Genomic DNA, 23,925 nt, shown 5'->3' with positions numbered 1-23,925 from the left:
TGCGGGCACGGGCGGGGTCGCGCCGCCCCGGAATGGCGAAGGAGCCGTGGGATGGGTGCCGTGGATGCCGAACGTGCCGTGTATGACGTGGGGTTTGTCGCGAGGGCGGGGGCCGGGGACGGTCCGGGGGACGCGGGCGGGATCGGCGCCGGGGCGGCCGTGCCCCGTCTCGCCGAGCGGGTCGCGACCGTCGGGGGTTCCCCCGTTCGAGACATCCTCGCCGTCACCTCGCGTCCCGAAGTCGTCAACTTTGCGGGTGGACTGCCCGCACCGGAGCTGTTCGACACGGAGGGGATAGCGGCCGCCTACCGCGATGTGCTCGCCGAGTCCGCGGGGCGCGCCCTGCAGTACGCGACGACCGAGGGCGAGCCGGTGCTCCGGGCGGCGCTCGCGGCGCGGTACGGGGCGCGCGGGCTGGCGACCGGCGCGGACGAAGTGCTCGTCACCACCGGGTCGCAACAGGCGCTGTCGCTGCTCGCCACTGCGCTGCTGGAGCCGGGGGACGTCGTCCTGGTCGAGGATCCCTGCTATCTCGCGGCACTCCAGGCGTTCCGGTTCGCGGGGGCGCGGGTGGTGGCCGTGCCGGGCGACGCGCACGGGGTCGATCCGGTCGCGCTGGAGGAGGCGGTGGTACGGCACCGGCCCAAGCTCTTCTACACCGTGCCCACCTTCCAGAACCCGACCGGGCGCACGCTGCCCGCCGAGCGGCGGGCGGCCGTCGCCTCCGTGGCCGCCCGGCGCGGACTGTGGATCGTCGAGGACGACCCGTACGGCGAACTCCGCTTCGAGGGCGACCGGGTGCCGTGGATCGCCTCGTACCCGGGCGCCGAGGACCGTACGGCGCTGCTGGGCTCCTTCTCCAAGGTCATGGCCCCCGGGATGCGGCTGGGCTGGCTGCGCGCGCCCGCCGAGCTGAGGCGGGCGTGCGTGGTCGCCAAGCAGGCGGCCGACCTGCACACCCCGACCGTCAACCAGCTCGCCGCGGCGCGGTATCTGGCCGACCGTGATCTGGACGCCCATGTCCTGCGGGTCGCCGGCGCGTACCGGGAGCGGCGTGACGCCATGCTCGCGGGCCTCGCCGAAGCGCTCCCGGCGGGCTCCACGTGGAACCGGCCCGAGGGCGGCATGTTCCTCTGGGCCCGCCTCCCCTCCTCCCACGACACCGGCGCGCTGCTGCCGCGCGTGGTCGCACGGGACGTGGCGTACGTGCCCGGGGCACCCTTCTACGCCGGCGAGCCCGACCGCTCGACGCTGCGCCTGTGCTTCGTGACGCAGACACCGGAGGAGATCCGGGAGGGGCTGCGGCGGTTGGGGGCGGGGTTGCGGGGAGAGGGCTGAGGGCCGGGGGTGGGCTGGAGGTCTGGGGTGGGCGGGCTCAGTCCCACCAGAAGGACCAGGTGGGGGCGTTGAGGAGGGTGTGGGCGTAGGAGCCGCGGGTGCCGTCGGTCGTGCCCTGCCAGATGTTGTCGGGGCAGAAGGCGAAGTGCTCGACGGCCACGGCTTCGGCCTCGGCCTCGGTGGTGGGCGGGGTGGCCACGGAGAGGACGAGGTGGTCGTAGGCGAGGGCGACGACGCGTATGCCGAAGCGGTCCTCCCAGGAGCGCAGGACCGCGCAGAGCCTCGCCACGTCGTTCTCGTGGTTCGTCGGGCCGGTCCAGCCGATGGCCGCCGGGATGTCGGCGCTGCGGCGGGCGGGGACGAGAGCGAGGCGGGGGTCCTTCAGCCGCGAGGGGTCCTCGACCAGGGCGTCGGCGGTCTCGGCGGCGAGGGCGTCGGGGTCGGTCACGGCACCCGGGGCGGACGAGGGGGCGTCGGTGAGGCCCGGCCAGTCGGGGTCCTCGGCGGTGGCGTACGCGTCCCAGAACTCGGCCAGGACCTCGTCGGCGTCGTGGTCGCCGGGGTAGGTCGTCTCGCCGGGCAGCAGCTCCCACTCCTCCGGACCGCCCTGGTCGCCGCCGACGTCCAGCAGCACCGGGAGGAGGCCCGCCGTGCGGCGGGCGGGCTGGACGGCGGTCCAGGCGCCCGGCGCCGCCGTCTCGTCCGCGCACCACAGCAGTGGCTCGTGCCACGGACCCTCGTCCGTGGTGTCGATCAACCTCCCCTGCGGAAGCGGGAGTGCAAGCCCGAGCACGCGCCCGCTCGGGTCGGCCGCCAGCTGGGGCAGCGGGTTGGGAAGTGTCGCCATGGGTGTGACTGTAGGGGCCGCCACTGACAGTGACCCGGCCGGTGGGGTCGGACCGCCTCTGCGCGCGTGCGTCGCCACAGTGTCCCGAGGGGCACTGCCCGAAGAGACGATTCCGGCCGACTCGTCCGAAAAATAGGTTGGTTGTGCGGCCCAGGCTCCGGTCGACACCGAGTCGGGGGTGCCGCACACGACGACCCCTCACCGCCGGAAGGCCCCTCACCATGCGCACACTCACCGCCGCCGCCCGCACCGGCGTCCTCGCCGCCGGCGTCGGCGCCCTGGTGTTCACCGGCGTCGCCGCCGGCGGCACCGCCGTGGCCGCCCCGCAGGCACAGCCGGCCAGGCTCACGGTCAAGGACTACCGCTCCTGGCTGCTGAACAACGACGACCTGGCGGCCTCGCGGAAGGTCCTCAAGGCCTTCGACAAACTGCCCACGGCGAAGCAGCAGAGGTTCGTGGACTACCTGCAGAACCGGTCCGTCACCAAGGCGTTCGAGCTGAGCTTCGCCGGGGGCGTGAAGAAGGGGAACACCAAGGAGGTCGCGTACAACAAGGACGTCCGCTTCTCCGGTGTCGTCAAGGGCTCCAACAAGGTCGTCTCCGGCGGCCGCGACATCTCCCTGACCTTCACCGCCACCGAGCGCATCTACGACATCCCGGTCGTCACCCAGAGGGTCGACTTCAGCTACACGGTCAAGAACGGCATCAAGGCGCGCAAGGTCAAGCGCTCGGTGGTCAATATGAACCGTGCCTTCGTCATCAAGCCGGTGAAGAACGCCGTCTCCGGCACGAACACGATCACCGCGACCGTCACCTGGAACCTGGCCCCGCAGTACAGGTCCGTCGGCAAGGGCCCCCTCGTGAAGAAGCAGGCCATCACCAGCTTCGCCGGCCAGAAGTTCGGCGCCCGCCTGTCGAACGCCTGAGCTGTGTCGTGACCGGCACAGGGGGAAGGGGCGGGCGCCGCGCGGCGCCCGCCCCTTCCCCCTGGCCTCGGTCAGAGCTTGTCGGGCGTCCTGATGCCCAGCAGGGCCATGCCGCGGTGCAGGGTGCGGGCCGTCAGGTCGATCAGGAACAGACGGTTCTCCATCTGGGCCGGGGTGTCGGCCTTCAGGACCAGGCACTGGTCGTAGAACGTGGTCAGCAGAGTCGCCAGCTTGAAGAGGTACGCGGCCAGCTTGTGCGGCTCGTACGACTCCGCGACCTCGGCCACGGTCTCGCCGAACTGGTCCAGGTGCAGACCCAACGCGCGCTCCGCCGGGGCCAGTTCGAGCTCCGGGTGGGCGGTCGGGCGGGCCTCTCCCGCCTTGCGGAGGATCGACTGGATACGGGCGTACGCGTACTGGAGGTAGACGGACGTGTCGCCGTTCAGCGAGACCATCTGGTCCAGGTCGAACTTGTAGTCCCGGACGGCGGAGGTGGACAGGTCGGCGTACTTGACCGCGCCGATGCCGACGTAGCGGCCGTTCTCGACGATCTCCTCCTCCGTCAGGCCCACCTTCTCGGCCTTCTCCCGGACCACCGTCGTGGCGCGGTCGATCGCCTCGTCGAGCAGGTCGACCAGGCGGACCGTCTCGCCCTCACGGGTCTTGAACGGCTTGCCGTCCTTGCCGAGGACCGTCCCGAAGGCCAGCTGGAACGCCTTGACGTCCCCGTCGTTCAGCCAGCCCGCCCTGCGCGCGGTCTCGAAGACCATCTTGAAGTGCAGGGACTGGCGGGCGTCCACGACGTACAGGAGGGAGTTCGCCTTGAGGCTGAAGACGCGGTCCCTGATGGCGGACAGGTCGGTGGCCGCGTAGCCGTAGCCGCCGTCCGACTTCTGCACGATCAGGGGGACCGGGTTGCCGTCCGGGCCCTTGATGTCGTCGAAGAAGACACACAGGGCGCCTTCCGAGCGGACGGCCACGCCCTGCTCCTCCAGGAGGCGGCAGGTCTCCGCGAGCATGTCGTTGTAGCCGGACTCGCCGACGATGTCGGCGTCCCGGATCTCCATGTCGAGCTTCTCGAAGACGGAGAAGAAGTAGATCTTCGACTCGTCGACGAACTTCTGCCACGTGGCGAGGGTGTGCGGGTCGCCGGCCTGGAGGTCGACCACCCTGCGGCGGGCCCGCGTCTTGAACTCCTCGTCGGAGTCGAAGAGCTTCCTGGCCGTCTTGTACAGCCGGTCCAGGTTCGACATGGCCTGCTCGCCGGACTTCTGGAGGTCCTCGCCCTCCTTGTGGTCCAGCTCGTGCGGGTGCTCGTCCAGGTACTGGATCAGCATGCCGAACTGGGTGCCCCAGTCGCCGATGTGGTGCCTGCGGATCACGTCCTCGCCGGTGAACTCCAGGATCTGGACGACCGCGTCACCGATCACGGCGGAACGGAGGTGGCCGACGTGCATCTCCTTGGCCACGTTCGGCTGGGCGTAGTCGATGACCGTGGTGCCGGGGCGCTCCGCTGTGGGGACGCCGAGCCGGCCGGTGTCGTCCGCGTACCGCGCGGCGAGGTTCTCGGTGATCGCGCCGTCGGTGAGGGTGATGTTGAGGAAGCCGGGGCCGGAGACCTCGATGTCCTTGATCAGCTCGCCGGACTCCACCCGGGCGACGACCTGGGTGGCCAGCTCCCTCGGGTTGGCCTTCGCCTTCTTGGCCAGCGCGAGGATCCCGTTCGCCTGGTAGTCCGCCCGGTCGCTGCGTCGCAGCAGCGGGTCGACTCCGTCGGCGTCCGGCAGGGCGGAGGCGAGGGCGGCGGCGAGGCGCGCGTTGACGGAGGCGGTGAGGGACGTGACCGAAGCCATCAGGGGGAGCCGTTCTCCTTGGGGTACGGGTGGATGTCGTTCAGTATCCCATGGGGGGTAAAGGGGTTTTCTTGCGGCGAGATGGGGGTGCCTTCCGGGGTGGGGGGTTCGGTGCGTCGGGGGGTGCGGGTGGGTGGGGCTTCTCGCGCAGTTCCCCGCGCCCCTGAAAAGCAGGGGCTCCGCCCCGTGCTTTTCAGGCCCGCAGGGCCGTGGTCTTTCAGGCCCGCAGGGCCTGATCTTTTAGGGGCGCGGGGAAGTGCGCGAGCAACCCCCGCCGGGCCGCGGTCGCCCACGCACCCGTACCCCCCGTTTATTAGGCGCCCGGTTCGACCCACGGAGTGAAAGGCTGGGAGAATGGCGCGGTCGCCCGGGACCGTAACCGGCGGCCATGGAAACTCCAGGAAAAGAGGACGTGCCGATCGTGGCTCAGAGCACCGAGACCACCGACTGGGTCTCCCGTTTCGCGGATGAGGTCATCGAGGAGTCGGAGCGTCGGGCCCCGGGCAAACCGGTCGTCGTCGCGTCCGGCCTGTCGCCGTCCGGCCCCATCCACCTCGGCAACCTCCGCGAGGTCATGACCCCGCACCTCGTCGCCGACGAGATCCGCCGCCGCGGGCACCAGGTCCGGCATCTGATCTCCTGGGACGACTACGACCGCTACCGCAAGGTCCCGAACGGCGTCGACGGCGTCGACGGCTCCTGGGCCGAGCACATCGGCAAGCCGCTCACCTCCGTGCCCGCCCCCCAGGGCTCCGCCCACCCCAACTGGGCCGAGCACTTCAAGGCGGCGATGGTCGACGCGCTCGCCGAGATGGGCGTCGAGTTCGACGGGATCAGCCAGACCGCGCAGTACACCTCCGGCGTGTACCGCGAGCAGATCCTGCACGCCATGAAGCACCGCGGCGACATCGACGCGATCCTCGACCAGTACCGGACCAAGAAGGCCCCGGCCAAGCAGCAGAAGCAGCAGAAGCCGCTCGACGAGGCCGAGATCGAGGCCGCCGAGGGGTCCGGCGCCGCCGGTGAGGACGACGGCAGCTCCGGCTCCGCCGGGTACTTCCCGTACAAGCCCTACTGCGGGCAGTGCGGCAAGGACCTCACCACCGTCACCGCCTACGACGACGACACCACCGAGCTGACCTACACCTGCACCGCCTGCGGCTTCTCCGAGACCGTCGCGCTGAACGAGTTCAACCGCGGCAAGCTCGTCTGGAAGGTCGACTGGCCGATGCGGTGGGCGTACGAGGGCGTCGTGTTCGAGCCGAGCGGCGTCGACCACTCCTCGCCGGGGTCGAGCTTCCAGGTCGGTGGGCAGATCGTCGGGATCTTCGGGGGCGAGCAGCCCATCGGGCCGATGTACGCCTTCGTCGGCATCAGCGGCATGGCCAAGATGTCGTCGTCCAAGGGCGGGGTGCCCACACCCGGCGACGCGCTGAAGATCATGGAGCCGCAGCTGCTGCGCTGGCTCTACGCCCGCCGCCGGCCCAACCAGTCCTTCAAGATCGCCTTCGACCAGGAGATCCAGCGGCTCTACGACGAGTGGGACAAGCTCGACGCCAAGGTCGCGGACGGGTCCGCCCTGCCGGCCGATGTCGCCGCGCACTCCCGCGCGGTGGGCACGGCCGCCGGTGAGCTGCCGCGCACGCCCCGCCCGATGCCGTACCGGACCCTCGCGTCCGTCGCCGACATCACGGCGGGTGCCGAGGACCAGACCCTGCGCATCCTCAGCGAACTCGACCCCACCGACCCGCTGTCCGGTCTCGACGAGGTGCGGCCGCGGCTCGACAGGGCCGAGGCCTGGATCAACACGCACGTCCCCGCCGACCAGCGGACCATCGTGCGCCAGGAGGCCGACGCCGAGCTGCTGAAGTCCCTCGACGAGGCGTCCCAGCAGTCGCTGCGGCTGCTGCTCGACGGGCTCGCCGAGCACTGGTCGCTCGACGGGCTCACGCATCTCGTCTACGGCGTGCCCAAGGTGCAGGCCGGGTTCTCGGCGGACGCCACGCCCAAGGAGCTGCCGGCGGAGATCAAGACGGCCCAGCGGTCGTTCTTCGCCCTGCTGTACCACCTGCTCGTCGGGCGGGACACGGGGCCGCGTCTGCCCACGCTGCTGTTGGCGGTGGGGCAGGAGCGGGTGCGGGCCCTGCTCGGGGAGTAGACCGCGTGATACGGCGATGGGGCGCCCGGTGACCACCGGGCGCCCCATCGCCGTCTGCGCGTGGCTCAGGCGATGTGGTCCTCTTCCAGCTCCGCGGTGTGGCGGTTGGTGAAGCGGTTGACCATCCGCCTCGACTCCTCCGCGGGGAGGGTGACGCGGAACTCGGCCTCCACGTTGTCGACGAACTCGCGTGGCGTCGGGTAGCTGCCGTTGATCGACTTCTTGAAGACCTGGTAGTACGACTCCTCGTCCGGGGCGGCGGGTTCGGGGGTGCCGCCGCCCTCGCCCAGCTCACGCGTGCGGCCGGGGCCGGCCGGGATGGGGAAGCTGCCGGTCTCCTCGGGGGAGGGTTCCGGCTGCTGCTGCAGTTCGGGGGCCTCGAACTGTTGCTGCTGGAAGCGGGGATCCCGGGGGTCCGGCTCGAAGCGCTGGTACTGCTCCGGGTCCTGCTCCTCGTACCACCCCTCGTACTGTTCCTCCGGGTCGTACGAGGGGTCGTAGCCGCCCTGGTAGGGGACCTCCTGGGGGTGGCGGGCGTGGAGCCATGGGCTCTCGTCGACCGGGGGTTCCTGCTCGGCATAGCCCTGCTCCCGCTGCCCGGCGTGGTCCAGCCGCTGCTGGGTGCGGGTGCTCTCCAGCTGAGGGCGCTGCTCGCTGGGAGGTGCCGCCGCGCCCACCTGTGCCGCCCCAGCGGCACGACTGCCCGCAGCTGGGGCGACCTCGACCTCGACCTGCGGGGCCGGCGGCAGTAGCGCCGGTTCTATGCCCGCCGCCGCCAAACCCGCCGGGGCCGTGTCCGCCAGGGGGACGCCGTAGCGGGCCAGGCGGAGGGGCATCAGGGATTCGACCGGGGCCTTGCGGCGCCAGGCGCGGCCGTAGCGGGAGCGGAGGCGGGCCTGGTAGACGAGACGTTCCTGCTCCAGCTTGATGACCTGGTCGTAGGAGCGGAGCTCCCAGAGCTTCATCCGGCGCCAGAGCAGGAAGGTGGGGAGCGGGGAGAGCAGCCAGCGGGTGAGGCGGACGCCCTCCATGTGCTTGTCGGCGGTGATGTCGGCGATCCGGCCGACCGCGTGCCGGGCGGCCTCGACCGCGACGACGAACAGGATCGGGATCACCGAGTGCATGCCCACGCCCAGCGGGTCCGGCCAGGCTGCCGCGCCGTTGAACGCGATCGTCGCCGCCGTCAGCAGCCACGCCGTCTGGCGCAGCAGCGGGAAGGGGATGCGGATCCAGGTCAGCAGCAGGTCCAGGGCGAGCAGCACACAGATGCCCGCGTCGATACCGATCGGGAAGACGTACGAGAAGTTCCCGAAGCCCTTCTGGACCGCCAGTTCCCGGACCGCCGCGTACGAACCCGCGAAGCCGATCCCGGCGATGATGACGGCGCCGAACACGACCACGCCGATGAGAACGCGGTGCATTCGAGTCAGCTGCATTGGCGCGGCCACCCGTACTCCCCTCCCCTTGCGTGTTGTTGCGCGCAACAGAGTGGCACATGTGTACGGCGAACGAGTTGCCGGAGGGCGTCGAGCCCGGCCTCCGCGGGGGCCGGGCTCCGACGAACCACCAGGTGAGGTGGGGCTACGACTTGGTCTTCCGGCTGCCGGAGGTGGACGAACCCGAGTCCGAATCGGAATCCGAGCCACCGTCTGCGTCGGAACTCACGTCCGCGCCGGAACCACCCGACGCCGCCGCCTTCGTCGCTTCCTTCGACGGCGTCTTGGAAGCACTCTTCGACGGCGACGCCGACGGCGAGGCCGACGTGTCCGTGCCGTCGTTCGCGTCCTCGATCGCCTTCACGGCGTCCTCGGCGGCGGACTTCGCGGACTTCAGCAGCGCGGCCGCGTCCGGGGTCTTCTCACCGGCCAGACCGGCACCGTTGTAGTCGAGCGTGATGACCACGTTCTCCGTGCGCACCACGATCGTCTGCTGCTTGAAGGTGTCCCCGTCCTTCTTCAGGTCGTACTTGACCACGGTCGCCTGGTCGCCCAGGCCCGTCGCCGGCTCCGTCTTGACGTTCTTCGCCCCGTCCACGGCCTTCGCCGCGGTCACCTTCGACTCGAGCGCCTTGGCCGCGCGGTCCTCGCCCGGGCCGTTCGCCGCGTCCGAGGGCAGCAGGTGCAGGGAGACGCTCAGCCAGCGGTACTGGGAGCCGTCCACACCGTTGTTGTCGAGGCTGATCCAGCGGCAGTCGCCGGTCACGTCCGCCTCGGCCTTGTTGATCGCCTTGCCGGACTTCACGCCCTCGGGGACCAGCGACTTCAGCGTCTTGTCGGGGAACACCTCGCACGCGTCCGGCAGCGACGCGTACTTCGCGGCGACGACCTCCGGCGTGGCGCTCTCCTTCACCGACTGCTCCGCGCCCGCCGGGGTCTCGTCACCGGAGGCGCTGTCGGAGCCGGAGTCCGACGAACAGCCGACCGCCAGCAGCATCACCGGCACGACCGCCGCGCCGACGAGGGCCCGGGAGCGGCCCGGACGCTCGTGCCGGCCGAGGCGCGCCATCTGTCCGAGGCGCGCCACCCGTGGCGAACGCTCGCTGCGCGGTGACTGATGCTGGTCTGACTCTGCGGCTCGTCGCATGGTTCCTTCGCAATCGGACAAACGGACAATCGGATCGGGATTCCGAGAGGCCACCGTACGCGGTGAAGAAGAAGTGCGGTTCTGGTTCAGATGGTTCGTGCGGGCACCCGAACCGCCCCCGGGCGGCCGTCAGTCGTCGAACGCCTCGGCCAGCCGCTCCGCCAGATTCCGGGCCCTGTCCTGCATTTCCTCACTGTCCGGCACCACCGTCGTGGTCGCCGGCTGCTCCTCGTACTCGACGGTCACGAGCACGTTGGACGTGCGGAACACCACAGTCACGGTCCGCTGCTTGCTCGTGCCGAGCGCGTCGTCGAGGAACGCCTCGTCGCCGAGACCGTCGAGCGTGCGGGGCTGGAGGGAGGCGGGGGTGCCGGAGGCGCTCGGGGAGGGGGAGGAGGATCCGGAGGACGCGGCGGATCCGGAGGCGGAGGCCGAGGAGCTCGTCGACGGATCGGCGGTGGCCCCGCCCGACGTCTGCGTCTCCTCGGGCTCGTCGGTCCCCTCGTCTGCGCCCTCGCTGTCCTCCGCCGACACGGACGGCGTCGGCTCCGGCAGGTCGGCCGCCTCGACCTTCCCGCCGTAGACCTCCTGCGCCTTGCTGTCGTCGCTGACCCCGTTGCCCCACGACACGATGCGCTCGAAGTCGACGAAGAGGTAGTGGGTGGCGTCCGCGGACTCCACCTTCCAGCGGCAGCCGGCCTTGCGGTCCGTGTCGTACGCCTGCGTCGCGTTGCCCTCATACGCCTGCTGGCGCCTGACCTCGTCGGGGAGTTGCCCGATGCCGGGGAGGAGGGTGTCGAGGGTGTCCTGGTCGACCGAGGCGCAGGGTTCCGGGAGCGTGTCGTAGCGGCCGGGCTGGGCGACGGTGGCCGAGGCGGTGGCCTCGCCCGGGCGGGGGTCGTCGGGGGAACCGTCGTCGCTCGATCCCGTGCACGCGGCCAGCAGTGCCGCGAGGAGCACGGCGACGCCGGGTACGTACGCCTTCCGCTGCACGGTGGGGCTCCTCTCGACGGGGTCCCTCGGGACGCCTGCGCAGTCCTGCCTGTGGTTATTCACTTGCCGCCCGGGGGTGACCCCCGGGCACCATGTGTATCGCACGCACTGCTGTGAACGCCGGTCCGGTATCCCATTCGTAGACCTTGGCGACAGTTTTGCGTTCTGTGACTTTGATGGGTTTTCCAGGGGGATGAGGGCGAAATGTCGTACGTCGAGATACCGGGTGCGAAGGTACCCATCCGTCTGTGGACCGACCCCGCGTCGGTGGAGGAGGGGGCGCTCCAGCAGCTCCGCAACGTCGCCACGCTCCCCTGGATCAAGGGCCTCGCCGTCATGCCGGACGTGCACTACGGCAAGGGCGCGACGGTCGGGTCCGTCATCGCCATGCGGGGGGCCGTGTGTCCGGCGGCGGTGGGCGTCGACATCGGCTGCGGGATGTCGGCGGTGAAGACGTCCCTGGCGGCCAATGACCTCCCCGGGGACCTGTCCCGGCTGCGGTCGAAGGTCGAACAGGCGATCCCGGTCGGCCGGGGGATGCACGCCGACCCGGTCGACCCGGGACACCTGCACGGCTTCGCTGCCGGGGGCTGGGACGGCTTCTGGGGACGGTTCGACGGGGTGGCGGAGGCGGTCAAGTTCCGTCATGACCGTGCGGAAAAGCAGATGGGAACGCTTGGTGGCGGCAACCATTTTGTCGAAATCTGCACGGATACGACCGGTTCCGTCTGGTTGATGCTGCACTCCGGCTCCCGCAACATCGGCAAGGAACTGGCGGAGCATCACATCGGCATCGCCCAGAAGCTCCCGCACAACCAGGGTCTGGTCGACCGCGACCTCGCCGTCTTCATCGCGGACACCCCGCAGATGGCGGCGTACCGCAATGACCTGTTCTGGGCGCAGGAGTACGCGAAGTACAACCGCTCGATCATGATGGCGCTCCTCAAGGACGTCGTCCGCAAGGAGTTCAAGAAGGCGAAGCCGACCTTCGAGCCCGAGATCAGCGCCCACCACAACTACGTGGCCGAGGAACGCTACGACGGCATGGACCTGCTGGTGACCCGTAAGGGCGCGATCCGCGCGGGCTCCGGTGAGTACGGGATCATCCCGGGCTCGATGGGCACCGGTTCGTACATCGTGCAGGGTCTCGGCAACGAGAAGGCGTTCAACTCGGCCTCGCACGGCGCCGGTCGGCGGATGAGCCGGACGGCCGCCAAGCGCCGCTTCTCGACGAAGGACCTGGAGGAGCAGACGCGGGGCGTGGAGTGCCGCAAGGACTCCGGCGTCGTGGACGAGATCCCGGGCGCCTACAAGCCGATCGAGCAGGTCATCGACCAGCAGCGGGACCTGGTGCGGGTGGTGGCGAAGCTGAAGCAGGTCGTGTGCGTGAAGGGCTGACGCCCCGCCTCGCGGCGACCCCTGGGCTCACCGTGGCAGGGTGAGGACATGGTCATCGCCCGTTCCGCCGCCCTGTTCCTGCTCGCCGCGTTGTTCGAGATCGGTGGGGCCTGGCTGGTGTGGCAGGGGGTGCGGGAGCACCGGGGGTGGGTGTGGATCGGGGCCGGGGTCGTGGCGCTGGGGGCGTACGGGTTCGTGGCGACGTTCCAGCCGGACGCGCACTTCGGGCGGATCCTCGCCGCGTACGGGGGGATCTTCGTCGCCGGGTCGATCGCCTGGGGGATGGTCGCGGACGGCTACCGGCCCGACCGCTGGGACGTGACGGGCGCGTTGATCTGCCTCGCGGGCATGGCCGTGATCATGTACGCGCCGCGCGGTGGGTGAGGGCGGCCGCCGGCTAGGACGGCTGTGCCAACTCCTCCGGCAGCAGGCCGAGTTGGTCCAGGAAGCCCAGCTGGTCGAAGTAGAGCCGGTAGCTGGTGATCTGGCCGTCCCGGACGGTGGCGAAGTCCACGCCGCGGATCCTGATGTCCTTGTGGGTGGCGGGGATGGACGTTCCGTCGGGGAACGCCAGCGGGCCGGTGTTGGTGCCGCTGAAGATTCCCTCGTCGATGGCCGTGTCGCCGACCTCGAAGGAGGAGAGCGACTCGTACGTGGCCTCGGGCACGGCGTCCGTCATCTGCTGCCAGTACTCGGCGATGGCGTCCCGGCCGTGCAGCTCTCCACCGTCCGGGGTGTGGGCGACCGCGTCCTCCGCGAAGAGGTTCGCGAGGGTCTTGGGGTCCTGGTGTGTGGTGAGCGCCTCGGTGAGCTGGTCCATCAGCTCGCGCGCCTGTCCCATGATCCACCTCCTGTACCGGGGATCACCTCTCTCATTGTCCCACCGCACGCCTATCCTGGCCGGGCAGAGACCGACGTTCGATTCGTACCGCCTCAGGAGCAGCTCATGGCCACCGCCGTACCGTCCGCCGCCTCCCGCATCGCCGTCGTCACCGGTGCGAGCAGCGGGATCGGCGCCGCCACGGCCCGGCAGCTCGCCGCGGCCGGGTACCGGGTGGTGCTCACCGCGCGGCGCAAGGACCGGATCGAGGCGCTGGCCGAGGAGATCAACGACGGCGGCGGGCAGGCCACCGCGTACCCCCTGGACGTCACGGACCGCGCGGCGGTCGACGAGTTCGCGACCGCGTTCAAGAAGATCGGTGTGCTGGTCAACAACGCGGGCGGCGCGCTCGGCGCCGACCCCGTGGCGACGGGCGATCCGGCCGACTGGCGCACGATGTACGAGACGAACGTCATCGGCACCCTGAATGTCACCCAGGCCCTGCTGCCCGCGCTGACCGCGAGCGGTGACGGCACGGTGGTCGTGGTCTCGTCGACGGCCGGGCACGGGACGTACGAGGGCGGCGCGGGCTATGTCGCCGCCAAGCACGGCGCGCACGTCCTGGCGGAGACGCTGCGGCTGGAGATCGTCGGGACGCCGGTGCGGGTCATCGAGGTGGCGCCCGGCATGGTGAAGACGGACGAGTTCGCGCTGACCCGCTTCGGCGGCGACAAGGAGAAGGCCGAGAGCGTCTACCAGGGCGTCGCCGAGCCCCTGACCGCCGACGACGTCGCCGACACGATCACCTGGGCGGTCACCCGGCCCAGCCATGTGAACGTCGACCTCCTGGTCCTGCGCCCGCGCGCCCAGGCCTCCAACACCAAGGTCCACCGAGAGCTGTGAGCGCGGAGGAGGAGCTGACGCCCGAGAAGCGCCGGCTCGCCGAGGAGAAGAAGAACGAGCGGTACGTGTGGTGGTACCTCGCGTACTTCCTCTTCGGCATCCACCTCGTCGCCTTCGTGATGATCTACGCGGTCACGCACGCGAAGTAGGTCCGCCGGGGGACGCCGCCTGTGCGTACGCCGTCGGCGGCACCCCCACCGTCGCCGTGAAGTCGCGGACGAGGTGGGCCTGGTCGGCGTAGCCGAGGTCGGCGGCGAGGGCGGCCCAGTCGATCGCCCGGTCGGTCTCGGCGCGTTCCAGGGCCTCATGGATGCGGTAGCGCAGGATCACCCACTTGGGGCCGACGCCGACGTATGCGGAGAACAGCCGCTGCAGGACGCGTACGGAGACGCCCTCGGCGCGGGCGAAGGCGGTGACGCGGCGGATCGTCCGGTCGGTGCGGATGCGGTCGACGAGGGTCATGGCGAGGTCGGCCTGCGGGTCGGGGCGCGGGTCGAGCCCGGTCAGGAAGGCGTCGAGGGCGGCGACCCGGGTGTCCTCGTCGTCCGGGGCGAGGATCGCGGCCGGATCGAGGGCCGGGGCCGTGCCGGAGAAGGCCACCGGGAAGAGGTCGGGGAAGGCGTCGGGGAAGGCGTCGGGGAAGGCCTCGGGGTGCCGTACCCGGCGGCCGGTCCAGTGGGTCGCCGGGTGGGCCGGGGCGAAGGGACGGAAGCCGCCGGGGCGGAACTGGATGCCGCAGACCCGGCCCCTGCCCTCCAGTTTCTGGGTGAAGAGGCTGTGGCCGATGCCGGAGATCTCCGCGAAGGGCTCCTGTCCCTCGTACCGCTGGAAGACGATGTTGACCGAGGGGTGCGGGACGACCTGGGTGACGTACGGCTCGGGCAGGTCCCAGTCGATGAGCCAGTAGTGCTCCAGGTACGGGCGCAGCGGCTCGGCGGGCTCGCGGCGGCGGAAGCGGACCCGGGCGAAGAGCTCGGGCGCGTCGACGATGCCTCGGGTGTCACGGCGTGGGGCGGCCATGGACCGATCGTAAGGACGGGCACTGACAGGGCCGCCGTCCCGGGAGGAATAGTGGAGAGGGGGTCCTCGTTCATGGGTATAGTTGAATCGTAAACAACCTGGAGAGGGTGGCAGCGATGATGCAGTTCGGGATCTTCAGCGTCGGTGATGTGACGCCGGACCCCACCACGGGCCGGACGCCGACCGAGCGCGAGCGCATCAAGGCGATGGTCGCGATCGCGCTGAAGGCGGAGGAGGTCGGCCTCGACGTCTTCGCCACCGGTGAGCACCACAACCCGCCGTTCGTGCCGTCGTCGCCGACGACCATGCTCGGCTACGTCGCCGCGCGCACCGAGAAGCTGATCCTCTCCACCTCCACGACGCTCATCACCACCAACGACCCGGTGAAGATCGCCGAGGACTTCGCGATGCTCCAGCACCTGGCCGACGGGCGGGTGGACCTGATGATGGGGCGCGGGAACACCGGGCCGGTGTACCCGTGGTTCGGCCAGGACATCCGGCAGGGCATCAACCTCGCCATCGAGAACTACGCGCTGCTGCGCCGGCTGTGGCGCGAGGACGTCGTCACCTGGGAGGGCAAGTTCCGCACGCCGCTCCAGGGCTTCACCTCCACGCCCCGCCCGCTGGACGGCGTACCGCCGTTCGTCTGGCACGGCTCCATCCGCTCGCCCGAGATCGCCGAGCAGGCCGCGTACTACGGCGACGGGTTCTTCCACAACAACATCTTCTGGCCGGCCGAGCACACCCAGCGCATGGTCGAGCTGTACCGGCAGCGGTACGCCCACTACGGGCACGGCACGCCCGAGCAGGCGATCGTCGGCCTCGGCGGACACATCTTCATGCGGAAGAACTCGCAGGACGCGGTACGGGAGTTCCGGCCGTACTTCGATGTCGCGCCGGTGTACGGCAACGGGCCCTCCCTGGAGGACTTCGCCGACCAGACGCCGCTCACCGTCGGGTCGCCGCAGCAGGTGATCGAGAAGACGCTGGCGTTCCGCGAGTACGCCGGTGACTACCAGCGGCAGCTGTTCCTGGTCGACCACGCGGGGCTGCCGCTGAAGACCGTCCTCGAACAACTCGACATGCTCGGCGAGGAGGTCGTGCCGGTGCTGCGGAAGGAGTTCGCGAAGGGGCGCCCGGCGGACGTGCCGGACGCGCCGACCCACGGGTCGCTGCTGGACGCGGCGGAGAAGGACGCGGCAGAGAAGGGCGCGGAGAAGAAGGAGAGTGTGGCGTGAAGCTCGTCGTCGTCTCGGCCGGGCTGAGTGTGCCCTCGTCCACGCGGCTGTTGGGGGACCGCCTCGCCGCCGCCGTGGTCGCGCGGGATGCGTCGGTCGAGGTCGAGGTGGTCGAACTGCGGGACCTCGCGGTGGAGATCGCGCACAACTTCACGAACGGGTTCCCGGGTCGGCGGCTCGCCGCCGCGTCGGACGCGGTGGCGGGGGCCGACGGGCTCGTGGTGGTGACGCCGGTGTTCTCGGCGTCGTACAGCGGGCTGTTCAAGTCCTTCTTCGATGTGCTGGACCGGGACGTGCTGGCCGGGAAGCCGGTGTTGATCGCCGCGACCGGGGGGTCGGCTCGGCATTCGTTGGTGCTGGAGCACGCGCTGCGGCCGTTGTTCGCGTATCTGCGGGCTGTTGTCGTGCCTACGGGGGTGTACGCCGCGTCGGAGGACTGGGGGGCGGAGGGGCTCGCCGGGCGGATCGAGCGGGCGGGATCGGAGTTGGCCGCGTTGATGACTGGGCTGCCCCGACGGGTGACTGTCGAGCCGGTCGAGCCCGAGGGGTTCGTTGTCGTTCCCTTTGAGGAGCAGTTGGCTGCGCTTCAGGGCTGAGATTCGCCGTAGGGGCGCGGGTGTCGTCAGGCCGCGGGTTGTTTGTGGTTGCTCGCGCAGTTCCCCGCGCCCCTGAAGGGCGCGGGTGTTGCCGTCTTCCAGGCGCGCACCCTCCGTCGCAGCCAGCCCTTCGCCCTCGTCGAGCTCCGTTCCCAGGTGCGTTGGAGCTTCGTTTCGTGTAGCTCTGCGAACAGGTGCTCGTACTTGCTGACGATGGGGGCCGGGTCGTAGCGGTGGGCGCTTGCCAGGGCGGCTCGGCCCATGGCGCGGCGCAGGGAGGGGTCCGCGGTGAGGTCCAGGAGGGCGTCGGCCAGGGCGTGCGGGTCGTCGACCGGGACGAGGCGGCCGTCGACGCCGTCGGTGATGATCTCGGCGGGGCCCAGCGGGCAGTCGGTGCTGACGACGGGGACCCCGCAGCGCATGGCCTCGACGAGGGTCATGCCGAAGGACTCGGCGTCGGAGGCGCTGACGACGAGGGAGGCCCGCGCGAACTCCTCCTCGATGGGGGTGTGCGGGCCCATCAGATGGGCCCGGTCGGTGAGGCCGAGGTCCTGGATGAGGGTCTCCAGGCGCCCCTGCTGCTTGCCGCCGCCGTAGATGCGCAGCTGCCAGTCCGGTTCCTTCGGGGCGATCTTCGCGAACGCCTCCAGGAGCAGGTCGAAGCGTTTGCCGCGGGCGAGGCGGCCGGCTGCCGCGATGACGGGGGCCGTGCCGTCCGACGGGGCGACCGTGGCCTCCGGGACGATGTTGGGCACCGACATCACCCGTACGCCCGGCAGTTTCATCCGTGCGCGGTACACCGCCGCGTCCGCCGCCGTGGTCGTGACGACCGCGTCCAGGGTGCGGTAGTGGCGGGCGAGGACCTTGCGCAGCTGCTTGGTGTGGGCGTCGTGGCGCAGGTGTTCCTGGGCGATGCGCAGGGCGCGGCGGGGCGCGAACCGGGAGACGTAGACGTTGATGCCGGGGCGGGTGCCGATGACGACGTCCGCGTCGCAGCCGGCCAGGTAGGCGCGGACCCGGAGGTCGGTGAGACGGCTGTACTGGCGGTGCCGCTTGTCCTCGGCCGGGTAGTCCGTCGCGGGCTGCGCCTGGGCCGGATCGCGCAGGTCGGGGCTGTACGGGCGGATGTCCACCAGGGGCACGAGCCGGACCCGCGGGTCGACCGTGAAGCGGGGCTCGTCCAGGTGGCGGGCCATCGAGGCGATCTCCACGTCGTGGTGGTCCGCGAGCGCCGACGCCAGGTTCAGCGTCGTACGGACGGTGCCGCCGATGGCGTACGCGTTGTGCAGCAGGAACACGATCTTCTTGCGGCGGCTCAAAGCACTACCTTCCCGACGGCCTCGGCGATGCGGTTGTGGATGTCACGGATGTGAGGTGTCGCGTCTGTCATCCGGTTTGGAGATGGTTCGGACCCTTTGTACTCCATCTGCTCGCTCTGCTCGGGTTCCCGTGCGGAGAGGTGTCACACGGACACGCTGCTCCGGAGGAGTAAGTCCGACGCGCGGTCGGGGTGAGAGGCCGGTAAGAAGGGCGGTCGGGCGTCTCCGACGAGGTGGTGGGGGCCCGTGACCTTGGCAGACTGGTGGGGTGCCCCAGAACGTGCTGCTCGCCGAGGACGACCGCGCCATCCGCCATGCCCTGGAACGCGCGCTGACCCTGGAGGGGTACGAGGTCACGGCGGTCGCCGACGGCGTCGAGGCGCTCGCCCAGGCGCACCGCAACCGGCCCGACGTGCTCGTGCTCGATGTGATGATGCCCGGCATAGACGGCCTCCAGGTCTGCCGGGTGCTGCGCGCGGAGGGGGACAGGACGCCGATCCTGATGCTCACCGCGCTCGTGGAGACCGCCGACCGGATCGCCGGTCTCGACGCCGGCGCGGACGACTACGTCGTCAAACCGTTCGACGTGGAAGAGGTGTTCGCGCGGCTGCGGGCACTGCTGCGGCGGACGGGCAGTGCGGACGGGTTCACGGCGCCGGCCCCTTCGGCGGCTGCCCCGTCCTCGTCCGCCGGCGCGGCCCCGGACACCGGCGGTCACCTCACGGCCGCCGGGCTGCGCATGGACGTACAGGCGCGGCGGGCGTGGCGCGGGGCGCGGGAACTGGAGCTGACGCGGACCGAGTTCGACCTGCTCGAACTGCTCGTCCGCAACGCCGGCATCGTCCTCGACCACGCGACGATCTACGACCGGATCTGGGGCTACGACTTCGGGCCCGGGTCCAAGAACCTCGCCGTCTACGTCGGTTATCTGCGCCGCAAGCTCGACGAGCCCGGGGCGCCCGCGCTGATCCACACCGTGCGGGGTGTGGGGTACGCGCTGCGGGAAGACTGAGGGCGGCGCGCGATGCCGCCGCCCCGTGGCGTCCGGGTGTCCCGGCTGCTCTCCCGGCTGAAGCCGGTGCCCTCGCTGCGGGCCACGTTCACCGTGTCGTTCGTGGCGGTGGCGTGTGTCGTCACCGTCCTCGTCGGGATCCTCAGCTACAGCGCGGCGGCGCGGCTGGTGCGGGTCGACGAGCAGACCGTCTTCGCCGAAGTCGTGCGTGATCTGCGGGAGTTGGTGGTGCAGGATCCGCTGACGCCGGAGGACTTCGCGCCGAGCGACAGCGGCGGCCCGCGCGACGACCTGATCCGCTCCGGCCGTACGGACGTCCAGGTGCTCGGCCCGCACGGGGAGATCCTCGACAAGGGCGCTCCCGGCCTGCCCGTCCGTGACGCCGACCGCCGTACGGCCGACGCGGCACTGGCAGGAGTGACGGTCGAGCACGGTGAGGTCGAGGTCGGCAACGACCGCTACCGCGTGGTGACCGTCGCGCTCGGCGGCGGCCGGGGAGCGGTGCAGGTCGCGCAGGAGTTCAGCGACACGGAGGACCTGCTGCGGGAACTGCAACAGCGGACCCTGCTGTTCGTTTCCGGTGTCGTCATCTCGGCCGGGTTGTTCGGGTGGTGGCTCGCGCGGCGGCAGACCCGGCGGCTGGTGCAGCTTGCGGGCGCGGCGGAGGACGTGGCCCGGACCGGGCACCTCGGCATCCAGGTGCCGGTCGCGGGCCGGGACGAGGTGGGGCGGCTCGGCCGCTCCTTCGACCGGATGCTGGTCCGCCTCGCCCAGTCCGAGGAGGACCAGCGGCGGCTGGTGCAGGACGCGGGCCACGAGCTGCGCACCCCGCTCACCTCCCTCCGTACCAACATCTCGCTGCTCCGGCGCATCGACGAACTGCCGCCCCGGATGCGCGAGGAGCTCGTCGACGACCTCTCCCAGGAGGCCCTCGAACTGACCGACCTGGTCAACGAGTTGGTCGACCTCGCGGCCGGGCAGTCGAGCACCGAGCCGGTGCAGCGGGTGCAGCTGGCCGACCTCGCGGAGGACGTCGCGGGGACCGCGCGCCGACGCACCGGACGCGAGGTCGTCGTCCGGGTGGCCGGGGACACGACCGTCGAGGGACGGGCGGGCGCGCTCCAGAGGGCGATCTCCAACCTGGTGGAGAACGCGGCGAAGTTCGACCGCGGCGGTTCGGGGGTGATCGAGGTCGTGGTCGCCCGGGGGTCGGCGGGGGCCCTCGGTGAGCTGGGCGAACTGGGCGAGCTCGGGGACCACGGCGACCTCGGCGGACTCGCCGGTCCGGGCGAACCCGGTGACGACTCCGGCATCGTGCGCGTCGAGGTCCTCGACCGGGGCCCCGGTGTCCCCGACTGCGATCTCGAACGCATCTTCGACCGCTTCTACCGGGCCCCCGACGCCCGCAGCCTGCCCGGTTCGGGCCTCGGCCTCTCCATCGTCCGAGCCGTGGCGTCCGCCCACGAGGGCGCCCCGTTCGCGTTCCGACGGGAGGGCGGGGGGTTGGTCACCGGGTTCACGGTGCGGGGGGCGGACGGGGGCGATCGTCCGTCGGGTCAGGCGTAGGTCCAGCGCCAGGCGTTCGAGCTGTAGGCGCACTTGATCTCCGTGCCGTCCTCGGTGGTGGTGACGGCCCCGTGGTCGCTGTTCCGGCAGAACTGTCCCGCCGAGTAGCAGTTGCCGGAGTTGGAGACGATCGAGCAGGTGCCGGGGTCCTCTTGACCGCCGCTGCCGCTGCCGCTGCCGCTGCCGCTGCCGCTGCCGCTGTCACTGGTGTCGGCCTCGGCCGCCTTCGCGGTGGCGGTCTTGGTGACCGTGACGGTGGGGCGCGGCTTCGCCTTGGCCTCGACGGTCTCGGTGACGGTCGGAGCGGGCTCGGGCGTGGCCGTCACGGTCGCGGTGACGGTCGCTCTGGGCTTGGTGGCGGCCTGGACGGCCTCCTGCCCGTCGTTCCCCGCCGAACCGATCACCGAGCCCGCTATGAGCAGGCCCGCGCCGCCGATCCACACGAGGACGCGCTTGTGCAGCGGGCGGGTGTCGGGCGGGCGCGGCGTGGGCGGTACGGGCGGTGTGGGCGGCGTGGCGCCGGCGTACGGGTTGGTCATCTCGTCCCCCCTGGGTGTTTCGGGTGGAGTGACCGTAGTGCCCGGCGGGGCCGGATGTGGGGGAAGTGTGGGAGGGGTGGCCATTCCGTGACCGTGTGACCGGTCGCGGGCTTCCCGAGGGGGCGTCAGGCGGTCGGTCGGGTCGCTCCCGCGCTCCAGCGGCCGAGGACCGGTTCGCTGAGAGTGCGGGCCGTCCAGCACAGAGTCTGGCCGTGGCGGGCGAAGAGCTCGTCGCGGTCGTCGAAGTGGCCGAGGTCGGCGACGACCTGGGCGGACAGGTCGCAGGCGGCGGCCGACGCCGTCCCGCAGGCGTCCCAGCGCACACCGGTACGGGCGACCGCGTCGAAGAGGGTCTCGCCGCCCTTGTTCGTGAAGCCGTCGCGGTTGCCGTTGCCGCCGGAGGCGGGCGCGGCGGCCTCGAAGAGTTCGCCGATCGGCACCCACGCGCCGCTGATCCTGAACTCCGGCCAGGCCAGCAGGACCTGTTCCGGGACGAACGGCTTCAGCCGGGGGAAGCGCGGATACCAGTAGGTCCCGTCCACGAGCAGTCCGCGCACCCGCGTCCGCACCCGGACCGCGCGTGCGACCGCCTCCAGCGCCGCCATCCGCTGGCTGCACGAGCCGCGCCCGAGCCGCAGGGTCCGCGACACCGGGCGGCCGTCCTCGACCGAGTACACCGGGCGGACGTGCCGGGCGATGATCCGGTGCGCGGAGCGCAGCGCGTCACGCGGAGTCGCCTCGCTCTCCACCCGGCGCGCGAGTGCCCCCACCCGGGGATCGTCGTGGTCCAGGATCGCCGTGGCCCGCGTGGACCCGGCCACGCGGTCGGGCTCCCTGGCGGGCACCCCGGCCCGTTTGGTCTGCGCGTTGTACGACATGAGCAGCCGACTGGTCATGGCGGTCCCGTCCCCGTCCCCGTTCCGCTTCCTGCCCGTTCCCCCTCGCGGGGGGGAACGCCGCCCGTCCCCTGCGGGCGCCCTCGGCTCATCATCACACGACGGCCCGACCGGGCGCGGGCCACTCTGGGTGAGGGTCGGGCCGAGGCTCATGCGGCGTCGACGACGCGCTTTCGTAGTACTTCCACCGACCCCATTGCGGCGGCGCGAACACGCCGACTACGGTCATTCCTGCGCTCACGGAGAGTGCTCGTTTGATTACTGAAGTGCATTTCTCCCGCATCCCGCGAGGAGTCACCGGCGCGGTGGGGACCGAGCAAGCCCTTCTCGTCGCAACGGAGTTGATCACCCATGACCGAAACTGCCCCAGGCCGCCCCGCCCCAACCCGGCTCTCGCCCGGAGCGACGACGTACACGCTCTTCTGTCCGCCCCTCGACAGCTCCCCGCACATCGCCCGCGACTTCGTCACCAGCGTCCTGCGCGCGCTCGGCCTGGACGCCCTGGTCGACGCCGCCGCCCTGTGCACCTCCGAACTGGTCACGAACGCCTGTGTGCACGCCAAAGGTGGAGGATCGGTTCTCTGGCTCGCGGTGGAGACCTGGCGGGTCAGGGTGATCGTCTACGACGGTGACGAGAGCCCGCCGGTCATAAGGGAGTTGACCCCCGGCGGCTGGGAGGAGGGTGGGCGCGGTCTGTACCTCGTGGACGCCCTCACCGAGGGCCACTGGGGCACCGCCGCCGCCCTCCCGAACGGCGGCGGCCTCGTCCACCCCGACGGCAAGGCGGTCTGGTTCGACCTGGCGGCACCGAGCGCGTCCCTGACCAGACGCTCGGGCCGGGCTCCCGCGTAAATCCGTTTGCGGCCGGTGGGGTTCGCGTATGACATGGCCGGGTCGACTGGAGGATGGCTGTATGCGGAGCAGGGCCGGGTTCATAGCGGATGTGTACGGGCTGGGCGGCGGAGCGTGGGAGATGGCGCCTGCAGCCCGGGGGGCGTTGGGGCAGATCTGGCGGCTGTCCGGAGAGAGTGGGGTGTGGGCGGTCAAGGAGCTGCTGTTCGGGTGTGACGAGGAACAGGTGGCTCGGGAGGCCGGGCTGCGGAACGCGGCGGAGGAACTGGGGATCTCGGCGCCGAGGTTCCTCGCGGACCGGGACGGGGCCTATGTGTCGCGGCTCCCGGAGCCGATGGGCGGGGCGTATGTGAAGGTGTACGGCTGGGTGGACGGGAGCGAGGGGGACCCCCGCGATCCGGAGCTGCTCACCTGGTGCGGGCGGACCCTCGCGCTGCTGCACCGGGCCGGGGAAGGCACCGCGGAGACACCGAACGGCTGGTACGAGCGGTGCCCCGGGGCGGAGGAGTGGGCAAGGGTGTGCGAGGGGGTACGGCGGGCCGGGGTGCCGTGGGCTGCGGCGCTGGAGCGGTTCGCGGCCACGGAAGCGGAGGAACTGGCGCGTCACGTCACTCCGGCCGGAGGCGGGGACACCGTGATCTCCCATCTCGACATGCGGCCGCAGAACGTGCTGGTCGGTCCGTCCGGGCCCTCTCTGCTCGACTGGGACAATGCCGGACCCGTCTCGGCGGCACGTGAACTCGCCCGTGCCGTCCATGTGTGGGCCGGTGGTAACGACTTCCGCGCCGACGACGCCCGGCGGCTGGTGCGCGGCTATCTGGACGCCGGAGGACCCGGGGTCGTCAAGGGCATGGAGTCCTTCTCCATGCTCTTCGCGACGGATCTGAACTATCTGCGGGTCCAGGCCGAGTGCGCGATCGATCCGGAGGTGACCCCGCAACAGCGGGAGTTCGCGAACGGTCAGGTCGTGGAGCTGCTGGGAAAGGGGAGGCTGCCGGACCCCGTGGCCGTCTCCCGGCTGGTGGAGACCCTGGCCCTCGAGTGGTGACCGGCCCTCCTCGGGCGAGC

23 protein-coding genes are annotated in these 23,925 nt (G+C 71.1%); 13 read left to right on the top strand and 10 right to left on the bottom strand.

Features of this window, described 5'->3' with window-relative positions; all coding sequences use genetic code 11:
• The first annotated feature begins 51 nt into the window (after window positions 1–51).
• On the top strand, window positions 52–1,338 hold the full coding sequence (locus PUR53_RS05205) for an aminotransferase-like domain-containing protein (RefSeq protein ID WP_329895167.1): 1,287 nt from the start codon (window positions 52–54) through the stop codon (window positions 1,336–1,338).
• Between the two features lie 37 nt (window positions 1,339–1,375).
• Here PUR53_RS05205 and PUR53_RS05200 read toward each other — a convergent pair whose 3' ends face one another.
• A complete protein-coding gene (locus tag PUR53_RS05200) occupies window positions 1,376–2,185 on the bottom strand; it encodes a DUF4253 domain-containing protein (protein WP_329895168.1) in 810 nt (269 codons plus the stop codon).
• 221 nt (window positions 2,186–2,406) lie between these two features.
• Here PUR53_RS05200 and PUR53_RS05195 point away from each other — a divergent pair, with 221 nt between their 5' ends.
• Window positions 2,407–3,111 (top strand): hypothetical protein, encoded by a 705-nt coding sequence (locus tag PUR53_RS05195; protein ID WP_329907503.1) that lies wholly within the window; start codon window positions 2,407–2,409, stop codon window positions 3,109–3,111.
• Window positions 3,112–3,182: 71 nt separating this feature from the next.
• On the opposite strand, the gene argS is transcribed toward PUR53_RS05195, so the two are convergent.
• Window positions 3,183–4,964: an arginine--tRNA ligase gene (argS, locus tag PUR53_RS05190; protein WP_329895170.1), complete on the bottom strand. Its 1,782-nt coding sequence runs from the start codon at window positions 4,962–4,964 to the stop codon at window positions 3,183–3,185.
• Window positions 4,965–5,376: 412 nt separating this feature from the next.
• Between argS and lysS the strand changes: the two genes are divergently transcribed.
• Window positions 5,377–7,122, top strand: a complete 1,746-nt coding sequence (gene lysS, locus PUR53_RS05185) for a lysine--tRNA ligase (protein ID WP_329895171.1) — start codon at window positions 5,377–5,379, stop codon at window positions 7,120–7,122.
• A 65-nt stretch (window positions 7,123–7,187) separates the two neighbouring features.
• Here lysS and PUR53_RS05180 read toward each other — a convergent pair whose 3' ends face one another.
• The 3 genes from PUR53_RS05180 to PUR53_RS05170 all read right to left on the bottom strand — a co-directional run bounded on the left by PUR53_RS05180 (window position 7,188) and on the right by PUR53_RS05170 (window position 10,698).
• Window positions 7,188–8,543 (bottom strand): DUF2637 domain-containing protein, encoded by a 1,356-nt coding sequence (locus PUR53_RS05180; RefSeq protein WP_329907534.1) that lies wholly within the window; start codon window positions 8,541–8,543, stop codon window positions 7,188–7,190.
• A gap of 160 nt (window positions 8,544–8,703) precedes the next feature.
• On the bottom strand, window positions 8,704–9,627 hold the full coding sequence (locus tag PUR53_RS05175) for a hypothetical protein (RefSeq protein WP_329895172.1): 924 nt from the start codon (window positions 9,625–9,627) through the stop codon (window positions 8,704–8,706).
• Between the two features lie 207 nt (window positions 9,628–9,834).
• Window positions 9,835–10,698: a DUF3558 domain-containing protein gene (locus PUR53_RS05170; protein ID WP_329895173.1), complete on the bottom strand. Its 864-nt coding sequence runs from the start codon at window positions 10,696–10,698 to the stop codon at window positions 9,835–9,837.
• A gap of 204 nt (window positions 10,699–10,902) precedes the next feature.
• Between PUR53_RS05170 and PUR53_RS05165 the strand changes: the two genes are divergently transcribed.
• The gene (locus PUR53_RS05165; RefSeq protein ID WP_329907502.1) at window positions 10,903–12,096 is read left to right on the top strand and encodes an RtcB family protein; all 1,194 of its coding nucleotides are present in this window, start codon (window positions 10,903–10,905) and stop codon (window positions 12,094–12,096) included.
• A 48-nt stretch (window positions 12,097–12,144) separates the two neighbouring features.
• Entirely contained in the window at window positions 12,145–12,480 is a 336-nt protein-coding gene (locus tag PUR53_RS05160; RefSeq protein ID WP_239756558.1) for a YnfA family protein, read from the top strand.
• 13 nt (window positions 12,481–12,493) lie between these two features.
• On the opposite strand, the gene PUR53_RS05155 is transcribed toward PUR53_RS05160, so the two are convergent.
• Entirely contained in the window at window positions 12,494–12,937 is a 444-nt protein-coding gene (locus PUR53_RS05155) for an ester cyclase (RefSeq protein ID WP_329895175.1), read from the bottom strand.
• Window positions 12,938–13,042: 105 nt separating this feature from the next.
• Between PUR53_RS05155 and PUR53_RS05150 the strand changes: the two genes are divergently transcribed.
• Together PUR53_RS05150 and PUR53_RS05145 are read left to right on the top strand one after the other, a co-directional pair.
• Complete coding sequence (locus tag PUR53_RS05150; RefSeq protein ID WP_239756561.1) at window positions 13,043–13,819, top strand: SDR family NAD(P)-dependent oxidoreductase; 777 nt, start codon at window positions 13,043–13,045, stop codon at window positions 13,817–13,819.
• Window positions 13,816–13,968 carry a hypothetical protein gene (locus PUR53_RS05145; protein ID WP_329895176.1) on the top strand — a complete coding sequence of 51 codons (153 nt, stop codon included), beginning with the start codon at window positions 13,816–13,818 and terminating at the stop codon, window positions 13,966–13,968. The genes PUR53_RS05150 and PUR53_RS05145 overlap by 4 nt, the downstream gene beginning before the upstream one ends.
• Here PUR53_RS05145 and PUR53_RS05140 read toward each other — a convergent pair.
• Window positions 13,952–14,839 (bottom strand): helix-turn-helix domain-containing protein, encoded by an 888-nt coding sequence (locus tag PUR53_RS05140; protein WP_329907501.1) that lies wholly within the window; start codon window positions 14,837–14,839, stop codon window positions 13,952–13,954. The two genes, PUR53_RS05145 and PUR53_RS05140, sit on opposite strands and share 17 nt — an antisense overlap.
• Window positions 14,840–14,958: 119 nt before the next feature.
• Here PUR53_RS05140 and PUR53_RS05135 point away from each other — a divergent pair, with 119 nt between their 5' ends.
• Together PUR53_RS05135 and PUR53_RS05130 are read left to right on the top strand one after the other, a co-directional pair.
• Window positions 14,959–16,077 carry an LLM class flavin-dependent oxidoreductase gene (locus PUR53_RS05135; protein ID WP_329907532.1) on the top strand — a complete coding sequence of 373 codons (1,119 nt, stop codon included), beginning with the start codon at window positions 14,959–14,961 and terminating at the stop codon, window positions 16,075–16,077.
• Window positions 16,074–16,673 (top strand): FMN reductase, encoded by a 600-nt coding sequence (locus tag PUR53_RS05130; protein WP_329895178.1) that lies wholly within the window; start codon window positions 16,074–16,076, stop codon window positions 16,671–16,673. The genes PUR53_RS05135 and PUR53_RS05130 overlap by 4 nt, the downstream gene beginning before the upstream one ends.
• 26 nt (window positions 16,674–16,699) lie before the next feature.
• Here the strand turns inward: PUR53_RS05130 and PUR53_RS05125 are convergent, their stop codons facing one another.
• The gene (locus tag PUR53_RS05125) at window positions 16,700–17,992 is read right to left on the bottom strand and encodes a glycosyltransferase family 4 protein (RefSeq protein WP_329895179.1); all 1,293 of its coding nucleotides are present in this window, start codon (window positions 17,990–17,992) and stop codon (window positions 16,700–16,702) included.
• A 268-nt stretch (window positions 17,993–18,260) separates the two neighbouring features.
• Between PUR53_RS05125 and PUR53_RS05120 the strand changes: the two genes are divergently transcribed.
• Entirely contained in the window at window positions 18,261–19,004 is a 744-nt protein-coding gene (locus tag PUR53_RS05120) for a response regulator transcription factor (RefSeq protein ID WP_329895180.1), read from the top strand.
• Window positions 19,005–19,016: 12 nt separating this feature from the next.
• A complete protein-coding gene (locus PUR53_RS05115) occupies window positions 19,017–20,570 on the top strand; it encodes a HAMP domain-containing sensor histidine kinase (protein ID WP_329895181.1) in 1,554 nt (517 codons plus the stop codon).
• Here the strand turns inward: PUR53_RS05115 and PUR53_RS05110 are convergent.
• Together PUR53_RS05110 and PUR53_RS05105 are read right to left on the bottom strand one after the other, a co-directional pair.
• Window positions 20,561–21,109, bottom strand: coding sequence for a hypothetical protein (locus PUR53_RS05110; protein WP_329907500.1), 549 nt, complete (start codon window positions 21,107–21,109; stop codon window positions 20,561–20,563). The genes PUR53_RS05115 and PUR53_RS05110 overlap by 10 nt on opposite strands.
• A gap of 125 nt (window positions 21,110–21,234) precedes the next feature.
• Window positions 21,235–22,005, bottom strand: coding sequence for a transglutaminase domain-containing protein (locus PUR53_RS05105; RefSeq protein WP_329907499.1), 771 nt, complete (start codon window positions 22,003–22,005; stop codon window positions 21,235–21,237).
• A 351-nt stretch (window positions 22,006–22,356) separates the two neighbouring features.
• Between PUR53_RS05105 and PUR53_RS05100 the strand changes: the two genes are divergently transcribed.
• Together PUR53_RS05100 and PUR53_RS05095 are read left to right on the top strand one after the other, a co-directional pair.
• Window positions 22,357–22,857 carry an ATP-binding protein gene (locus tag PUR53_RS05100; RefSeq protein ID WP_329895184.1) on the top strand — a complete coding sequence of 167 codons (501 nt, stop codon included), beginning with the start codon at window positions 22,357–22,359 and terminating at the stop codon, window positions 22,855–22,857.
• A gap of 61 nt (window positions 22,858–22,918) precedes the next feature.
• The gene (locus PUR53_RS05095; protein WP_329907498.1) at window positions 22,919–23,905 is read left to right on the top strand and encodes a phosphotransferase enzyme family protein; all 987 of its coding nucleotides are present in this window, start codon (window positions 22,919–22,921) and stop codon (window positions 23,903–23,905) included.
• Window positions 23,906–23,925 lie beyond the last annotated feature (20 nt).

It is taken from the genome of Streptomyces sp. SP18BB07, from assembly GCF_036322545.1.
In the GTDB taxonomy this organism is placed as follows: Bacteria; Actinomycetota; Actinomycetes; order Streptomycetales; family Streptomycetaceae; genus Streptomyces; species Streptomyces deccanensis.
The sequence above is the reverse complement of the archived record's forward strand: the minus strand, read 5'-3'. Positions and strand labels throughout refer to the sequence as shown.

Coding starts and splice junctions, on each gene's coding strand:
- PUR53_RS05160 (WP_239756558.1), top strand. CDS start 12,145: ATGGTCATCGCCCGTTCCGCCGCCCTGTTCCTGCTCGCCGCGTTGTTC.
- PUR53_RS05115 (WP_329895181.1), top strand. CDS start 19,017: ATGCCGCCGCCCCGTGGCGTCCGGGTGTCCCGGCTGCTCTCCCGGCTG.
- PUR53_RS05205 (WP_329895167.1), top strand. CDS start 52: ATGGGTGCCGTGGATGCCGAACGTGCCGTGTATGACGTGGGGTTTGTC.
- PUR53_RS05155 (WP_329895175.1), bottom strand. CDS start 12,937: ATGGGACAGGCGCGCGAGCTGATGGACCAGCTCACCGAGGCGCTCACC.
- PUR53_RS05095 (WP_329907498.1), top strand. CDS start 22,919: ATGCGGAGCAGGGCCGGGTTCATAGCGGATGTGTACGGGCTGGGCGGC.
- PUR53_RS05140 (WP_329907501.1), bottom strand. CDS start 14,839: ATGGCCGCCCCACGCCGTGACACCCGAGGCATCGTCGACGCGCCCGAG.
- PUR53_RS05100 (WP_329895184.1), top strand. CDS start 22,357: ATGACCGAAACTGCCCCAGGCCGCCCCGCCCCAACCCGGCTCTCGCCC.
- argS (WP_329895170.1), bottom strand. CDS start 4,964: ATGGCTTCGGTCACGTCCCTCACCGCCTCCGTCAACGCGCGCCTCGCC.
- PUR53_RS05165 (WP_329907502.1), top strand. CDS start 10,903: ATGTCGTACGTCGAGATACCGGGTGCGAAGGTACCCATCCGTCTGTGG.
- PUR53_RS05200 (WP_329895168.1), bottom strand. CDS start 2,185: ATGGCGACACTTCCCAACCCGCTGCCCCAGCTGGCGGCCGACCCGAGC.
- PUR53_RS05180 (WP_329907534.1), bottom strand. CDS start 8,543: ATGCACCGCGTTCTCATCGGCGTGGTCGTGTTCGGCGCCGTCATCATC.
- PUR53_RS05105 (WP_329907499.1), bottom strand. CDS start 22,005: ATGACCAGTCGGCTGCTCATGTCGTACAACGCGCAGACCAAACGGGCC.
- PUR53_RS05150 (WP_239756561.1), top strand. CDS start 13,043: ATGGCCACCGCCGTACCGTCCGCCGCCTCCCGCATCGCCGTCGTCACC.
- PUR53_RS05195 (WP_329907503.1), top strand. CDS start 2,407: ATGCGCACACTCACCGCCGCCGCCCGCACCGGCGTCCTCGCCGCCGGC.
- PUR53_RS05175 (WP_329895172.1), bottom strand. CDS start 9,627: ATGGCGCGCCTCGGCCGGCACGAGCGTCCGGGCCGCTCCCGGGCCCTC.
- PUR53_RS05135 (WP_329907532.1), top strand. CDS start 14,959: ATGCAGTTCGGGATCTTCAGCGTCGGTGATGTGACGCCGGACCCCACC.
- PUR53_RS05110 (WP_329907500.1), bottom strand. CDS start 21,109: ATGACCAACCCGTACGCCGGCGCCACGCCGCCCACACCGCCCGTACCG.